The organism is Gordonia sp. OPL2, from assembly GCF_003797825.1.
GTDB lineage: Bacteria > Actinomycetota > Actinomycetes > Mycobacteriales > Mycobacteriaceae > Gordonia.
The window spans coordinates 119,456-135,737 of record NZ_RKME01000007.1 but is presented as its reverse complement, the minus strand read 5'-3'; the positions used below and the strand labels follow the sequence as shown (position 1 = coordinate 135,737).

17 protein-coding genes are annotated in these 16,282 nt (G+C 65.6%); 13 read left to right on the top strand and 4 right to left on the bottom strand.

The features are described 5' to 3' along the window. The first annotated feature begins 96 nt into the window (after window positions 1-96). The 7 genes from EEB19_RS09885 to EEB19_RS09855 all read left to right on the top strand — a co-directional run bounded on the left by EEB19_RS09885 (window position 97) and on the right by EEB19_RS09855 (window position 9,512). The gene (locus EEB19_RS09885) at window positions 97-2,259 is read left to right on the top strand and encodes an amidase family protein (RefSeq protein WP_187585839.1); all 2,163 of its coding nucleotides are present in this window, start codon (window positions 97-99) and stop codon (window positions 2,257-2,259) included. Window positions 2,260-2,262: 3 nt separating this feature from the next. Continuing rightward, window positions 2,263-3,051, top strand: coding sequence for a 5-oxoprolinase subunit PxpA (locus EEB19_RS09880; RefSeq protein ID WP_187585661.1), 789 nt, complete (start codon window positions 2,263-2,265; stop codon window positions 3,049-3,051). Continuing rightward, complete coding sequence (locus tag EEB19_RS09875) at window positions 3,048-4,430, top strand: cytosine permease (protein ID WP_187585659.1); 1,383 nt, start codon at window positions 3,048-3,050, stop codon at window positions 4,428-4,430. The genes EEB19_RS09880 and EEB19_RS09875 overlap by 4 nt, the downstream gene beginning before the upstream one ends. Next, window positions 4,427-5,914: an amidase gene (locus EEB19_RS09870; protein WP_187585658.1), complete on the top strand. Its 1,488-nt coding sequence runs from the start codon at window positions 4,427-4,429 to the stop codon at window positions 5,912-5,914. Before EEB19_RS09875 ends, EEB19_RS09870 begins: the two co-directional genes overlap by 4 nt. A gap of 13 nt (window positions 5,915-5,927) precedes the next feature. Then, a complete protein-coding gene (locus EEB19_RS09865; protein ID WP_187585656.1) occupies window positions 5,928-6,929 on the top strand; it encodes a formamidase in 1,002 nt (333 codons plus the stop codon). A 106-nt stretch (window positions 6,930-7,035) separates the two neighbouring features. Then, window positions 7,036-7,854: a cyclase family protein gene (locus EEB19_RS09860; protein WP_187585654.1), complete on the top strand. Its 819-nt coding sequence runs from the start codon at window positions 7,036-7,038 to the stop codon at window positions 7,852-7,854. Beyond that, window positions 7,851-9,512, top strand: coding sequence for a thiamine pyrophosphate-binding protein (locus tag EEB19_RS09855; RefSeq protein WP_187585652.1), 1,662 nt, complete (start codon window positions 7,851-7,853; stop codon window positions 9,510-9,512). The genes EEB19_RS09860 and EEB19_RS09855 overlap by 4 nt, the downstream gene beginning before the upstream one ends. Before the next feature lie 77 nt (window positions 9,513-9,589). On the opposite strand, the gene EEB19_RS09850 is transcribed toward EEB19_RS09855, so the two are convergent. After that, entirely contained in the window at window positions 9,590-10,207 is a 618-nt protein-coding gene (locus EEB19_RS09850) for a hypothetical protein (RefSeq protein WP_187585650.1), read from the bottom strand. A gap of 55 nt (window positions 10,208-10,262) precedes the next feature. Between EEB19_RS09850 and EEB19_RS09845 the strand changes: the two genes are divergently transcribed. Both EEB19_RS09845 and EEB19_RS09840 read left to right on the top strand, forming a co-directional pair. Further along, window positions 10,263-10,541 (top strand): type II toxin-antitoxin system Phd/YefM family antitoxin, encoded by a 279-nt coding sequence (locus tag EEB19_RS09845; protein WP_187585648.1) that lies wholly within the window; start codon window positions 10,263-10,265, stop codon window positions 10,539-10,541. Window positions 10,542-10,543: 2 nt separating this feature from the next. After that, entirely contained in the window at window positions 10,544-10,948 is a 405-nt protein-coding gene (locus EEB19_RS09840) for a type II toxin-antitoxin system VapC family toxin (RefSeq protein WP_187585646.1), read from the top strand. Between the two features lie 327 nt (window positions 10,949-11,275). On the opposite strand, the gene EEB19_RS09835 is transcribed toward EEB19_RS09840, so the two are convergent. After that, window positions 11,276-11,815 (bottom strand): LppP/LprE family lipoprotein, encoded by a 540-nt coding sequence (locus EEB19_RS09835; RefSeq protein WP_187585644.1) that lies wholly within the window; start codon window positions 11,813-11,815, stop codon window positions 11,276-11,278. A 296-nt stretch (window positions 11,816-12,111) separates the two neighbouring features. On the opposite strand from EEB19_RS09835, the gene EEB19_RS09830 reads away from it, so the two are divergent. Then, window positions 12,112-12,522, top strand: coding sequence for a hypothetical protein (locus EEB19_RS09830; protein WP_187585642.1), 411 nt, complete (start codon window positions 12,112-12,114; stop codon window positions 12,520-12,522). Window position 12,523: 1 nt separating this feature from the next. Here EEB19_RS09830 and EEB19_RS09825 read toward each other — a convergent pair whose 3' ends face one another. Continuing rightward, on the bottom strand, window positions 12,524-12,811 hold the full coding sequence (locus EEB19_RS09825) for a hypothetical protein (protein WP_187585640.1): 288 nt from the start codon (window positions 12,809-12,811) through the stop codon (window positions 12,524-12,526). Between the two features lie 11 nt (window positions 12,812-12,822). Further along, window positions 12,823-13,341 (bottom strand): hypothetical protein, encoded by a 519-nt coding sequence (locus EEB19_RS09820; RefSeq protein WP_187585638.1) that lies wholly within the window; start codon window positions 13,339-13,341, stop codon window positions 12,823-12,825. Window positions 13,342-13,586: 245 nt separating this feature from the next. Between EEB19_RS09820 and EEB19_RS09815 the strand changes: the two genes are divergently transcribed. From EEB19_RS09815 to EEB19_RS09805, 3 genes are read left to right on the top strand one after another with little or no spacing between them, the layout of a single operon-like run. Further along, window positions 13,587-15,425 carry an HNH endonuclease gene (locus EEB19_RS09815; protein ID WP_187585636.1) on the top strand — a complete coding sequence of 613 codons (1,839 nt, stop codon included), beginning with the start codon at window positions 13,587-13,589 and terminating at the stop codon, window positions 15,423-15,425. A 14-nt stretch (window positions 15,426-15,439) separates the two neighbouring features. After that, complete coding sequence (locus EEB19_RS09810) at window positions 15,440-15,892, top strand: SMI1/KNR4 family protein (RefSeq protein ID WP_187585634.1); 453 nt, start codon at window positions 15,440-15,442, stop codon at window positions 15,890-15,892. A gap of 39 nt (window positions 15,893-15,931) precedes the next feature. After that, on the top strand, window positions 15,932-16,282 hold the full coding sequence (locus EEB19_RS09805) for a DUF2200 domain-containing protein (protein ID WP_187585632.1): 351 nt from the start codon (window positions 15,932-15,934) through the stop codon (window positions 16,280-16,282).

Genomic DNA, 16,282 nt, shown 5'->3' with positions numbered 1-16,282 from the left:
CCACATTCGCGTGTCATCGACTGAGTCCACTCTTGTCCGAGTGTGATCACACACGAAATGCGGGACGGAGAGATATCACAAGTGGCTACCGATGTCATGGCGCCCACCGTCGGGGAGAGCGTCTACCAGGAGATTCGACGCAAGATCCTCGACGGTCGCATCACCCCGGGTACGCGGGTGACCATCCGGTCCCTCGCACAGTCCCTCGGCGTGTCCACGATGCCGACACGGGAGGCACTCAAACGCCTCCACGTGGAGGGGTTGGTCGAGTTCGATCGCCGCGCGGTCACCGTGACGAGCCTCAGCGCGCGCGAGATCCGACAACTCTTCGCTATTCGTCTGACCCTGGAGTCGCAGGCGACCGAATGGGCCCTCCCTCGACTCGACCACGAATCCACCGTCACCATGCGCAAGATCCTCGACCAGATGTCGTCCGCCGACATCACCACGCAGGAGTGGCGCGAGCTCAACCGGGCGTTCCACCAGACCTTCTACGACTGCGCGGACAGCCGCTACCTCGGTGAACTGATCCGGAACACCTGGGACAGAGTCCAGCCGTACATGGCCATCTACGCGAATGTGGCGCACACACTGGACGAAGCGCGACGCCAGCACGAGCACATGTTCGGCCTCATGCGCGACGGCAAGCTCGACGAACTCCTCGACGCCACCCGACATCACCTCGAACACACCGCGGACGCCATCGTCGGCGCTCTCGACGACGGACTCGGCTCGGACAAGGAGCAGCACGTGAACTACGCAGAACTGACCATCGATGATCTGCACCGCATGATCCGGAGCGGCGAGACCACGAGCGCCGCGGTGACCAGCTGGTACCTCAGCCGGATCGACGACATCGACTCCGTCGACAATCCCGCAGGGCTGCAGATCAACTCGGTGGTGACCGTCAACGACGCGGCGCTCCGAGAGGCCGCCTACCTCGACGAGATCCATGCCAAGACAGGTGAACTGGTCGGCCCTCTGCACGGCGTCCCGATCCTGGTCAAAGACCAGGGTGAGACGGCGGGCATCCCGACGGCCTTCGGCTCGACGGTGTTCGCGGACTACGTACCCGAGGCTGACGCCACCGTCGTCGAACGACTCCGCGAGGCCGGCGCCGTCATTCTGGGCAAGACCACGATGTGTGACTTCGCCGCCGGGTGGTTCTCCTTCTCCTCGCGCTCCGACCACACCAAGAACCCGTACGACCTGGGTCGGGAGACGGGCGGATCGAGTGCCGGTACCGCGGCGGCAGTCACCGCCAACCTCTGCCTCGTCGGCATCGGTGAGGACACCGGTGGCTCGATTCGTCTGCCGTCGTCGTTCACCAACCTGTTCGGGCTGCGGGTGACGACCGGACTCATTCCCCGCACCGGGTTCTCCCCGCTACTGCACTTCCAGGACACCCCCGGACCGATGGCGCGGACCGTCACCGACCTGGCACATGTGCTGGACACCGTCGTCGGCTACGACCCCTCCGACGCCTACACCGGCATCGCAACCGCCAACCCGGACGTCGGGGATTACCGGGCCGCACTTCATGACGTGGCATCGTCCTCGTTGGCGTCGTACCGTGTCGGCGTCCTCGCCGACGCGTTCGGCCAGGGTGCCGACCAGGGCCAGACGAACACCGTCGTCCGCTCGGCCATCGAGGAACTCGCCGCCTGCGGCGCGACGATCGTCGACGAGCTCCACCTCGGTGATCTGCAGAACTGGATTCGTGAAACCTCGCTCTACTCCTTGCGTTCCAAACAGGATATCGATGCCTTCCTTCGTGACCGTCCGACAGCACCGGCGTCGTCGGTCAAGGAGATCGTGGCCGCCGGGGCGTTTCACCCGCTCACGGACCTGATGCAGGACATCGGGGATGCTCCCGACGACGTCGACGACAACCCGGACTATTTGCGCGGCCGAGTTCGCCAAGAGGAGTGGCGCCGCACGCTGGTGTCCATGATGGCCGCGGCCGACGTCGACTTCCTGGTGTACCCGACGGTCCAGGTGCCGCCGCCGACCCGCGACGATCTGGCCGCGAAGCGTTGGACCGCATTGGATTTCCCGACCAACACGGTCATCGCGTCGCAGACCTCGCTTCCGGCGATGACGATCCCGGTCGGTTTCACCGATACCGAGCTTCCCATCGGCATGGAGGTTCTCGGACGGCAGTTCTCCGAACGCGCCCTGCTGCGATTCGCCCGTGCCTGGGAACTGCATGCGAACCCGAGAAGGCTGGCCGTGTCGACGCTGCTCGCCGAGGGCTGAGCCGTGTACATCGACATCAATTGCGATCTGGGTGAGAGTTTCGGCGTCTATGTCTACGGCGCAGACCCGGAGATGATGCCGCTGATCACGTCCGCCAACATCGCCTGCGGCGCACACGGGGGAGATCCGGCCGTGATGCGGGAATCCGTGGATCTCGCTCTGGCCCACGGTGTGTCCATCGGAGCACACGTCGGCCTCGACGACCGCGCCGGATTCGGGCGTCGGGAGATACCGACCACACCGCAACAGGCCTACGACCTGTGCCTGTACCAGGTCGGCGCACTGGAGGCCTTTGTCCGCGCTGCCGGAACGGTCCTGCAACACGTGAAACCACATGGTGCGCTGTACATGATGGTCAATCGTGATGCGGCGCTGGCGGATGCGATCTGTCGGGCAGTCCAGAGCTGGAATCCAACCCTGTATCTGTATGTGCTGCCGGGGTCGGCGCTTCACCGTTGCGCGGTCGAGCATGGGCTGTCGGTCATCCCGGAGATCTTCGCCGATCGCCCCTACCTCGACGGCGACGTCCAGATGTATGACCGCACCGCGCAACTCATCGGGGGAGCCGACGTCGTCGTCGCCCGAACTCTCGAACAGCTGGACGGGCCGCACCGCGGAGAGATCCGCACCGTGTGCCTGCACAGCGATACCCCGAACGCGCCGACGCTGCTTCACGCGGTGCGTTCTGCCCTCAGCGTCGAGGGTTACAGCTTCGTCTCGCCGAGTGCGGCGCAGATGGAGATGGTCACTCGCCCGAATCACACTGCATTAGTCCAGAAGGGACTGCTATGACCACGCGAATCGAGACACCCTCGACCTCGGAACACGAAGGGCACCATGGACTCGAAGCCGAGTTCGAGAACGTCCCCGTCCCAGATTCTCATCGCAGATCTGTCTTCTCGGTGTCCGCGGTATGGTTCGGATTCCCCATGGTCCTCACCTCGGCCATCTTCGGCGGGACCATCGTCTATGGACTGGGCTTCTGGAAGGGCATTCTGTCCATCCTGATCGGCAACCTCGTGTTGTTTGCCTACGTCGGATCGCTCTCCTACCTGGCCGGCAAGACCGGTAAGAACTTCGCCCTCAGTGCCGCAGAGACATTCGGCCGCAACGGTGCCAAGATCGTCGCCGGCTTCCTGTCGACAGTGGTCATCGGTTGGTTCGCCTTCCAGACCGGATTGACCGGGGCGACCCTCGAGACGTCCCTGGGATGGAACGCCACGTTGCTGGCGCTGATCGCCGGGCTGCTCTACATCGGCATCACCTTCATCGGCATCCGTGCGCTCACCGTGATCGGTCTCATCGCCGCTCCGCTGTTCATCGCACTCGGAATCGTGGCCGTCGTGATCGCCACCCGCACAGACGGTATCGGCTCGATCACCTCCTTCCAGGGTTCGAGCAGCGCCACGGTTCTGTCGATGGGCGCCGCGATCACCGTGGTCATCGCCGGATTCGTCGACTCGGGCACCATGACCGCCGACTTCACTCGCTGGTCACGCAACGGTCGTGAAGCCGTCGTCGCGACGTTCAGTGCCTTCCCGATCGCCAACATGATCGCCATGGTCGTCGGTGGCATCGTCGTCGCCGCCGGCGCAGCCGTCGACCCCGCCGCCAACGGTGGCGACTTCCTGCCGATCCTGACCGAACACGGTCCGGTGCTGACCGTTCTCGCCGTCGTGTTCGTCTTCGTCAACCTCGGATCCGTCTGCGCCCACTGCCTGTACAACGGTGCCGTCGGCTGGAGCCAGCTCACCGGCTCGACGATGCGGCTGCTGACCATCATCCTCGGTGCCGTCGGACTGGCGATCGCGCTTGCCGGTGTGTGGAGTCACTTCAGCACCTGGCTCAACCTGCTCGGGATCTTCGTTCCGTCGATCGGTGCGGTCCTGATCGTCGATCAGCTGATCACACGCCGCGCGACTCAGCGGGCGGCTACGGCGTTCCGGGTGCAGCCGTTCATCGCCTGGATCATCGGTGCCGCGTGTGCGTACATGGTGCACCACTGGGCGCCGCAGCTCAGTGAGGCGATCGTCGGAATGGTGTGTGCGGCAGTGGCCTACCTCATCGTCGAGGCGATCGTGCCCGAACGACTCTCTCGAACCGCGGCAACATCCACCACGGAGATCGAGGTGTCGGAGAAGGCGGCGTCGGATATCAAGGCGCCGCAGTGACTCTCGCCCCCGAACTGGACCTGACACGGACGTCGGCCGTCGATCTCGCCGCGATGATCCGCGCCGGCACGGTGACTGCGGCGGAGGTGGCGGACAGCTGCCTCCGCCGGGTCGACGCCCTCGACGGCGAACTCCACGCATTTGTCGAACGCACCGACGATCTCGCCCGCGAACAAGCGGCCGCGGTCGACGCCGCCGTCGCGCGGGGGGACGATCCCGGACCGCTGGCCGGAATCCCGATCGCCATCAAGGATTTGATCGCGACGGCCGGGATCGTCACCCGCAACGGATCGGTCGCATACCAGGACTGGGTTCCCGACGAGGACGACATCGTCGTCGAACGCGTGCGGAATGCCGGGGCATTGATCCTGGGCAAGACAACCGTCCCGGAGTTCGGGTACAGCGGAGTCGGCCACAATCCGGTGTCGCCGGCGGCCCGCAATCCGTGGAATCCGGCCCTCACTCCTGGTGGGTCGTCGGCCGGTTCGGCGGTGGCCGTCGCGACCGGGATGGCGCCACTGGCGTTGGGCAGCGATGGCGGTGGCTCGGTTCGGATACCGGCATCGCTGTGTGGGCTGGTCGGTTTCAAGGCGTCCATGGGACGGGTGCCGTTGTACCCCGGCTGCCGCGACGAGCGGTATCCGGGGGTGTCGAGTTGGGAATCACTCGAACACATCGGGCCGATGACGCGAACCGTCGGCGACGCGGCATTGCTGATGTCGGTGATCGCGGGACCCGATCCGCGCGATCGGCATTCACTGCCGGCCGGTGACACGGAATGGCTTCGCTGCATCGGCGACGACTCCGTCGAGCGTGTCGCCGGCCTTCGGATCGCCTACTCGCCGGACCTCGGTTATCTACCGGTCGATCCCGCGGTTCGTGAAGTCGTGGGCTCAGCGGTCTCCGCGCTTGAGCGACTCGGGGCGACGGTGGCCGAGGTCGACACGGGGATCGAGGATTCCCGTCGTCACTTCTGGCCGATGGTCATGGCCGACACCGATCTGGTCGGGATGCGGAACATGGTTGCCGAGTACGGCGATCGGATGTCCCCGCACCTCGTGGAGCTGATCCGACATCCCTGGACGGCGGAAGATCTCACCACCGCGCAGATGGTGCGCAAGCGTGTGGTCAACCAGGTGGCGAGGCTCATGCGCGACCACGACCTGCTGATCACCCCCACGCTGGCGGTTCCGGCGTTCCCCGTCGGCATGCAGGGGCCGGAGCTGATCGACGGCCAGATGGTGGATTCGGGTAGCTGGCTGGGATTCTTGAACATCTTCAACATGACCGGACAACCGGCCATCTCCGTACCGGCCGGCCACACCACCGACGGCCTCCCCGTCGGCATGCAGATCGTCGGGAGACACCTCGCCGACGGCGACGTGCTGACGGCGGCAGCAGCGTTCGAACGGACACAGCCGTGGCGAGATCGGTGGCCGGCGACTCCGACCACCGGAACCGAAGAGGCAGGACTGAGTCGATGAGAGGACAGGGACAATGACAGGACTCGACGGACTCAACCCCACTCCCGGAGCTCTCGTACTCGGGTTGGTGCAGGCGCGGGTGCCCACCATCACCGAGCCCGCCGATCTGAAGACGACCGCGGAGAGACTCGCCGACGTCGTGAAGCGGGCCAAGAAGGGCATGCCGACAATCGATCTCGTCGTCATGCCCGAGTACAGCATCAACGGGCTGGACCCGGAGACGTGGCTCGACGACAGCCTGCTGTGTGACCGGGACGGTCCCGAGATGGCACTCCTGGCCGACGCGTGCCGTGAGGCGGGGGTGTGGGGATGCTTCTCCATCATGGAACGCAATCCGGACGGCGCACCCTGGAACAGTGGCCTCATCGTCGACGACCAGGGGCGCGAGAAGCTCTACTACCGCAAGATGCATCCGTGGGTTCCCGCCGAGCCGTGGGCGCCGGGAGACCTTGGCATCCCGGTGTGCGACGGACCCGCCGGTTCCCGACTGGCGCTGATCATCTGCCACGACGGCATGCTTCCCGAGATGGCACGAGAAGCTGCATACAAAGGCGCCAACGTCATCGTGCGCACCGCCGGATACACCTACCCGATCCGTCAGTCATGGCAGATCACCAATCAGGCCAACGCCTTTCACAACCTCGCCTATACCGCGTCGGTCGCACTCGCCGGGCCGGATCAGAACAACATCTGGTCGCAGGGCGAGGCCATGGTCTGTGACGTCGACGGCACGGTCCTCGTGCAGGGCGATGGAATCCCGGATCGGGTCGTCACCGCCGAAGTCGTGCCCTCCCGCGCCGACGACGCCCGACGGACGTGGGGTGTGGAGAACAACATCTATCAACTGGGGCATCGCGGCTACACCGCGGTGGCGGGCGGTGCCGGTGACTGCCCCTACACGTTCATGCGGGACCTGATGGCGGGCGAGTACGCGGTGCCCTGGGAGGCCGAGGTGGAACACGTCGACGGCACCGCGGCGGGGTGGGGAGCTCCAGGGACGGTGCGGGCGAGGTGACGGCGTCGGGAGGTGGTTCTCCCCGTGTCCGCCAATCCGGACGGCTACCGCACGTGTGCCTCCACAATGATGGGAGGCGACGTTTCGGTATCGACGAGAGGACCTCATGCCCGCCACGACGATCTCCACCTTCCTCACCGCGCTGACCACTGGCGACCTCGAGGTCATCGACCTGACCACCCCGCTCAGCGCCGCCACCCCGGCCCTGCGCCTGCCCGATCCGTTCGCCAACCTCATCGACTTCAGCCTCGAGGAGGTCAGCGCCTACAACGAGCCCGGCCCGTTCTGGCGGCATAACAACATCCACACCGGCGAGCACATCGGCACCCACCTCGATGCGCCGGTCCACTGGATCACCGGCCGTGACGGCGACGACGTCTCCCAGATCCCCGTCGAGCGACTCATCGGGCCCGCCGCCGTCCTCGACCTCACCGCGCAGGTCGCCGACGATCCCGACTACCTGCTGACCATCGCCGACGTCGAGAGGTGGGAGACCACCTACGGTCAGCTCGCCGACGGTGCATGGCTGCTGCTGCGTACCGGGTGGGAGTCGCGGGGCGGGTCGGAGGCCGAGTTCCTCAACGCCGACGACACCGGCTCGCACACCCCGGGTGTCGCGGTCGACTGCGCCGAATGGCTCGCCACCCAGCGCCAGATCACCGGGCTCGGCGTGGAGACCGTCGGCGTCGACGCCGGACTCGCCGGCGGTTTCGACCCCGCCTTCCCGGTGCACAACCACTTCCTCGGCAACGACAAGTACGGGCTCACCTCGCTGCGCAACCTCGGCCGCCTACCCGCCACCGGCGCGCTCATCGTCGTCAGCCCGCTGCCCATCGTCGGCGGCACGGGCAGTCCGTCGCGGGTGCTGGCTGTCGTCGACAAGGCGGCGGGCAACGAGACAGCGGGCGACGGAGCGGGTGCGTGAGCTCGTACGGTCCCACGGTCGCCGACGTCGTCGGGCACGTCCTCGCCGACCTCGGCGCCGGCCACTGCTTCGGGGTGGTCGGCAGCGGCAACTTCGTGATGACCAACGCGCTGCGCGCGGGTGGGGTGCCGTTCACCGCGGCCCGCCACGAAGGCGGGGCCGCGACCATGGCCGACGCCTATTCGCGGATGTCGTCACGCGTGGGAGTTGTTTCCCTGCATCAGGGTTGCGGCCTGACCAACGCGATGACCGGCATCACCGAGGCCGCCAAGAGTCGCACCCCGATGATCGTGCTCACCGCAGACAGTCCCTCCGCCGCGTTGCGCTCCAACTTCTGGATCGACCAGGACTCGTTGGTGCGCAGCGTCGGTGCGGTCAGTGAGCGGGTGTACTCGGCGGACTCCGTGGTCGCTGACGTCATGCGTGCCTATCGAACTGCGGTCACCCAGCGTCGGACGGTCGTGCTGAACGTGGCGATCGACGTCGCTGCGATGCCGGCCTCGATGGAAGGGCCGACCAGCGCGAGTTACGAGGAGCCTCGTGTGCGGCCGACGACCGATGCGGTCGGTCAACTGGTGGAGGCGATCCGCGCGTCGTCGAGGCCGGTGTTCGTCGCTGGGAGGGGTGGTCGTGGTGCCGGTCCGCAGATCGCCGAACTCGCTGCAGCGAGTGGCGCTTTGGTCGCGACGTCGGCGGTCGCGAACGGACTGTTCGTCGGCGACCCATTCGCCCTCGGCATCTCCGGAGGCTTCTCGTCACCGACGACGGCTGAGCTCATCTCGGAGGCCGACCTCATCGTCGGCTGGGGTTGCGCGCTCAACATGTGGACGATGCGGCAGGGGCGCCTCATCAATGCCGACGCCACCGTGGTGCAGGTCGACGACGACGTCGATGCGATCGGCGCCCACCGGCCAGTTGACCTCGGTGTGATCGGCGACTGCGCGCTCACCGCGACCGATGTGCTTGCCGAGATCGGCGGCGGGGATGGGAACATGCGGTATCGCACTGGCGCAGTGCGACAGCGGATATCGGATTCGTCTCGGTGGCAGGATGTTCCGGTCGATGACTCGTCGACCGGCGATCAGATCGATCCGCGGGTGTTGTCGATCGCGCTCGACGAGATCCTGCCCGTCGACCGGATTGTGGCCATCGACTCCGGCAACTTCATGGGCTACCCGGCCACCCACCTGTCGGTGCCGGACGAGTTCGGCTTCTGCTTCACGCAGGCATACCAGTCGATTGGCCTCGGCCTGTACACGGCGATCGGAGGGGCACTGGCACAACCGGATCGGCTGCCGGTACTGGGTACCGGCGACGGCGGCTTCCTGATGAGCATCTCCGAACTCGACACCGCCGTACGCCTCGGCCTACCCCTGGTGGCAATCGTCTACAACGATTCCGCCTATGGCGCCGAGGTGCATCACTTCACCGACGGCGACCACTCGACGGTCACCTTCCCGGACACCGACATCGCCTCGATCGCAGAGGGATTCGGAGCGACGGGTGTGACCGTGCGGACGGTCGACGACCTTGCTGCCGTACACAAGTGGGTTGAGCGGTATCAGGATGGCACGCAGAACCGGCCGCTGGTCGTCGACGCGAAGATCACCAGTGATGGTGGATCGTGGTGGTTGGCGGAGGCGTTTGCTGGGCACTGAGGTGTCGGCCGGGACCCGTTCTGATCGTCGGCCGATATCGACAACTCGCCGACGGGCTCTCCTGTCGTGGTGACCGTCTACACCGGCCGTCCGGTGACGGCCGCCCGAGCGATGGTGATCGCCGTCGGGCTCAATCGCAGTGGTTCGCGGAATCTGACCGGCTCTGACAGATTCTTCAGCGTCTCGTAGGGATCCCCATCGAGGTGATGAAGGTCCGACTCCATGATCGGACTTCCGTCCTGGTGGCGCCAGTCCAGATGGTTGAGCAGTGAGACGAGCCGATCGAGAAGCAACGTCCCGTCATCGGAGGTCGCGGCGAAGAACAGTAAGAGGAAGCAGGCCTCCGCGGTGAAACGGTCGTCGGTGGTCGGGATCAGGGACTGGGCGATGTGCTCGCAGAGGGTCTTGGGGTCGCCGGCAACGCTTTTGCCCACGCGGGTGAGGAGCAGTCGACCCTTGTACTTTCGCAGCTTGTTGTGCTGCAACGACTCCCGGAAGTACAGCGACGGCGCGCATTGCACTTCACGGTTCTTGGTGCCGATCCAACGCTGCATAGCGGGCAGAACCTCGCTGGCCGCAGTCACATCGGCCGGCTTCATATACCCGGCTGAGGTCAGAGCCAGCCCCTCGTCGGCCGCCTGCTCGAGGAACCACAGATAGGGGCGCAGATCCTTGGAGAGCTGCTCGTCTGCCACGCGGTCGGCCTACTCGAAGACCCGCATGTCTTACATAAGTAGTACAATTGTCGCCATGCGAACGGTCAGCAAACGGCAGCTCAACCAACAGACCGCCGCCGTACTCGATCAGGTCAGCGATACGGACGACGTGGTGGTCACGGAACGAGGCAAACCCCGTTGGCGAATCAGTGCAGTCACAGTCCACGGATCAACGCTCGCGCGGCTGGAGCGAGAGGGACGATATACGCCCGCGTCCTCGGATCCGGCTCCGTGGCCCGATCAGACGGGCGGACGGAAGTACACCGACGCGGAAGTCGAAGCCTTGCTGGATGAGATGCGCGGGGATCACTGAGAGTGGCCGGTGCATTGGTGTACATCGACTCATCGGTGGCCCTCCGCACGATTCTGGCTGTGCCGGATCGTCGGCGCATTCAGTTGTGGATGCAGTCACCAGGCACGACGTTTGTGTCGTCGCGGCTCTTGCGTACAGAGGTGATCCGAGTCCTGCGTCGAGAGAGCCGGCCGCTCGCCGACGCCGCACCGCTGTTGGATCGCGTCGGCATGCTCGAGATCGGCCCCGAGACCCACACAGTTGCAGAATCAATCGAGCCGCACGTCAAGACACTTGATGCACTGCACCTCGCAACGGCGCTGCTCATCGGTGAGCCGGCCACCGTGGCCACACATGATGCACAAATGAAGGATGTCGCCGAGCACTTGGGGCTGCGTGTGACCGATCCGATTGAGGCGGATCAATAGTCGAGCCGCGGACCACCCTGCGCTCACATCCCGGCTGCAGCTCCCCGAACGGGAACGCGCGATCGACGACCGGAATTGATGTCGACGACACTGGTCCGCCAGACGGGGCCGCATTCGGTTCGTTCTCACTCCCCTCGTCACCGGCAGCCACTGACCGCAGCCATAGCCTGACGGCAATCCGTCGACCGTGTCCACAACTTCACCGAGCGTGCCCACCGCGGGCACACTCGGCGAAAAACCGGGCACGGTCGGCGCATGGTCGGTCGTCGGGATGTGAGTCGACCGCCGTCGTCGATGTGTGTCGGTTTCCTTGGCTGCCAGGGATTCTCACACCCCTGGCGGCAACTCCCCGAAACGGAACACGCGGTCAAAGACTTGGACGAACGTCGAGTACACCGGACCGCCCGACGGCGCCGCGTTCGGATCATTCGGGCCCAGCCATCGGTACTTGACGGTGACGCTGACCGGGGTCGACTGCGTGACCGTCATGTAGGAGGTCGGTCGGTTCGTGGCGCCGAGATACTTGCCCGGCCGGAACAGCAACACCACCGCCGGCGACGACGCCGTGCCGCGCGAGGTGTCGAACGCGGCCCACAGGAGGGGTGGGCAGTTCGGAGTGCGATCCATCGACTTCGAACGAAGCACCCATTGAGCGTTCGCGCCTCGAATCGGCGGGCCGACCGCACGGAGTCCGCGTTTCACCTCCGACGAGTTCACGTCCAGACACATCCCGCGACCCGCGGTGCCGGCAACCGGATAGCTGGTCGGCGGTGCGGCAGACGCGACCGGAGCTGTCAGACCGACAGCGAATGCGGCTGCAACGGTGGCAATGAGCACCGACGTGAAGCGTGGAGGACGGGTCGACATGGGTTCTCCTCGTACATCAACCCCGACCGTTCCGTACAAGCGGGACGCTACAACGCGACGCCGTGCGCTGCGGAGTAATCGGATCAGATGAGACCGTCCGACCGACACGTGCTGCGACGCTACAGCGAGTGGACCGGGTCGCGGTTCATCCGGCCGGACCACGTGTTGGGTGAGGTACGTGGAAGGGGACATCGTCGTTCGTGACCCGAGTGGGGCGGGTTGAGTCGCGACGTCGGACGTCTCCGATTCTTGGCCCGCCGACGGCCGACTCCTGCGGACCCGGCGATACTGGCGTCATGACGACGAACGACGATCAGCGGCCGAATGGCATCGACCGAGAAAGCATCTATCGGGTGATGATCATCATCCTGGCGCTGGCCGGGATCGTGCAGACCGTGCTGCTGACCGTCATCCCGTTCGTCGCGGACGTTCCGCAGAACGTCGTCTTCACAACGGCTCTGGGCGCATTCACCACTCTCGGCTATCTGGTGGCCATCGGGGTGGCGGCCCAGCGACCGTTGCATCGCGCACTGATCCGTCGGGTGGTACTGACGATCGTCGGCGTCTCAGTCGTGACCACCGTCCTGGTGTACGTGTGGTCGGACAGCGCCGGCAACGGCAACAACGTGCTGATCGCGAGCTCGTGTTTCATGGCGCTCATCATCTTCTGCACGACGCTGGCGGCCGGCTCGACAGCCCGTGAGTAGATCACTCGTGGAACTGGCCCTTCGGTAGTCGTGGGCGGGCGCTGTCGGGCCACCCTCCGGCCGCCTCGACCGACCACAGGTTCGGACTCACGGTGAAATCCATCCACCGTCCGTGACCCAAGTAGAGCGAGTAGAGGTGCTCGTCGGGAAAGTTGCCGAGGCGCAGATACAGGGTTGTCGAGCTACATCGGCCGCGAAACCACCCGCAGTCGAGGGGGTCTGGTGTGAACACGACATAACTGGCGAGAACGGACTCGAGGTCGGGAACGGTACTGGCACGGGTCACCATGAGTGGTCTCCTCAGTCGTCCAGGTGGACGAAGCGCACAGATCGAGCCAGCGACTCGCGGTGGCCTGCACTCTCGGACGTCGTGGAGCCGGTGCATCGAAGGAGATACACGACGTTGCCACGTTGATAGAGAACGATTTTCGTCACCGCGTACACCCAGCCGCGCAATTCATCCATGTACGTGCCGGCCTGTACCGTGCCGCCCTCGGTCGTGGCGGTGATCGGGAACCGCTCGACTCTGTGTTCCGTCCACCCTGGCAGCCGACGCATATCCTCGAACGCGTCGTCGAGTCCGTCGTTGACGTCGACACCCCAGTCGACGATGAAACGGGTCATGGTGACGGTGATCGTGTCGGCGCTGCGCATGGTCGGATCGGTGGGCGCGACGAGCGTCGTGAGGTGGCCGCTGTCGCCGGTGGGAACCTCGAGCCACTCCGCCTGATCCGCATGCATGCGGATGTCACCGGCAATGGTGCGTGCATCGTCGACCGCGGCGGCCGAGACCGCCATCAGCCGTACTCGCTCATCCATCCCCGGCGCGCTCACCACGCCACCGGAGTGCACCCGTCCATCACACGGTGACGGTAGCAAGCACACCGTCCCCGTACCCGGTTGGATGCGGCGTCACCCGCGAAATGTTCCCGGTCATTGTGCATTGCTTCAGTGATGTCGTTCGCGCAGAGCATCTTCGACGTCGACCGCTCGAGGTGCAGGGCCAGCGGCCGTACGGTCGCAGCGACGCGAGATCAGCAACGAAGTGGGAGTGGGACAACGTGATGCGAGATCCAGGACGAACGGCGCTGCTGGTGCGTGCGCTACTCACGGCGATCGCAGTCGTACTGGTCGGGGCGCTGCCACTGACCCACGCGATGGCGGCGCAGCCCAACAAGGGAGGTAGTGACCGGTCGTCGTCACAACCGGGCGGCGACCGTTCCGGCAAGAACAAACCGTCGCAGCGCGACGGTGGCGAGGCCAGGAAGATGAATCCGCGGCCTCAACAGTCGGCACCCGGAAACACCGCACCCCGAAACACCGCGCCGAGCTCGCCGGGCGGACCGGGTGCCGGCTCGCCGGGAAACAGTTCGCCCGGCGGCAGCACGCCGGGCACACCGAAGAAGCCGACCGGCCCGCGCAAGTCGATCCCCAAGCCTGATCGCGATCCCCACAAGTATTCGCCGAACACCAGAGCGCCCAGCACCAATTCACCGGGCGGCAGCCGACGCGGCGACAGTTCGGATGACCGCGAAGATTCACGCAGTGGGCTGCGCGACAACTACTCTCGCGACCGCAACTCGCGGGACAAGACCGACCGCGACGACACGTCCGACCGTCGGACCGGGCCGCAGGAGAACCGCGGACCGAACAAGGTCGCACCGAACACGGCCCGACCGGGCGGCCAGGATCGTGACCGTACAGATCGTCGTGACAGCGGGCGACCCGGCGACAACGACAAGTCGGATCGTCGTTCGAGGCCGGACCGAGATCACACGCCGGTGCCGTTCACGCCGAAAGCCACCCCGCCCACGGTGAATCAACCGGACCTCGACGCCTCGCCGCGCACCTCGACACCGCCCACACCGAAGCGTGACGAGTCCGGCCGGGATGACAAGGACCCGCCCGCGCGAATTCTGAGCCCACCGATGCAGAAGGCGGACCCGGACGACCCGAATCCGCGCACGCCGAACATCACCGGCACCCCGAAGCCCGATGGCGATCGTCCAGGTCAGAAGCCGCCGGTCCAACTCCTCGACGATGATGACGAGCCGGCAGCGCCAGGTATCTCCGACAAAGACGACGACCGCGTCGACCAGGCCGTCGACGACGTTCTGCGTGACAACGGGTTCAAGCCGTACTCCGGTGCAGGCGGCGGGCAGAGCGACTTCGGGTTCAGCATCTTCAGCGGGAACGTCGTCGGAATCCAGGAGATCGTCCGGAGCGGCGATCTCGGCGATCGGAGCACGGGCGACCCGGAGCTGGACAAGATCATTCTCGACCACTTGGCTCGCCACGCTGCTCAAATCGAGGCAGCGGGCGGTGGCCACGGCTGGATCGGACTCATTCTTGGTCAGACCGCGCCCGACCCCGACGGCAACGCTTTGCCGGGTGGAGCGGCGCCCGGTGCGCCGCGCAAACCGGTCGTCCCCGGGCCGCCGAAGCGACCGGCACCACCGGCGCCGCAGGCACCGGCCGCACCTCAGGCCCCTCCGGTCACGCCGCAAAAGCCGGTGGTCATCCCGCCGGGAACGCCTCCGCCGGCCAGCGTCGACAAACTGCCCAACGGCAACTACCCCCGCAACTCGCGCTACGCCGGTGAGCGGATGGAGTTGCCGGGCGATCTGAAGACCAAATATCCGAACGGCGTGAAGTTCAACGACAAAGGTTTCCCCGAGTTCGGTGAGTACGCCGACGAAACGGTCAACCTGCCGGGCGGTTTCACCAACCGGGCCAGCGACAAACGACGGGCCAACGAGATCGTCCGCCAACAACTGAACGATCCGAACTGGAATCCGCCGACCGATCGAGTCTGGCATCACAACGAGGACGGCAGCACAATGCAACTCGTACCCAAGGACATCCACACAGCCATCGGCCACGACGGCGGCGCGAAGAAGTAGGGGAGTGCTCTGACATGAAGTTCACCGACGGGCCCGTGCTGTGGACGTCCGACGAGGTCGAGGCGCTCGAGGAGCGCATCGGCAACCCGCTCCCCGCCGATTACCGCGGCGACCTGCTCACGCTGGGTGGAGGGTCGATCGCCGAGCGGATCGTGCCCGACACCGGCGACAACGGCTCCGTGCACACCATGTTGACGCCCCACGACGAGCAGATCCTGCGGGACGGGATCTCGACCCAGTACGAGGTGATCCCCGGGCGGTATCACCCCGTGACCCTCGGCGACGGCGGAGCGTTCTGCATCGGACTCGCCGACGACGTTGCCGGACAGATCTATTGGGCCGACTTCGACGAGGCCGACGAGCTCGGGATCGGTGAGGGCAATCCACCCAGCGAGCAGATCATGCATCTGCGGTACCCCGATTGGCGCAGCTTCGTCGAGGACCTCGAAACCTTCGAGCTCATCTGACCCTGGCAGAATCGTCGTCACCCGACAAAGGAGGCCGACGTGGCAGGGCATCGGATCTTCACCACCAGTTTCGCCAGCATCTACCCGCTTTACGTGACCAAAGCCGAACGGAAGGGCCACACCAAGGCGGAGGTCGACCAGGTCATCACCTGGCTGACCGGCTACGACGACACCGGACTCGAGAAGGTGCTCGCCGACGAAACCGACCTCGAGACGTTCTTCGCCGAGGCGCCGAACTTCAATCCGAATGCCGAGCTCATCACCGGCGTGATCTGCGGTCACCGCGTCGAGGACATCGAGGATCCGTTGATGCAGAAGATCCGGTACATGGACAAGCTCGTCGACGAGGTCGCGAAGGGAAAGAAGATGACGTCGATTCTGCGGGGGTGA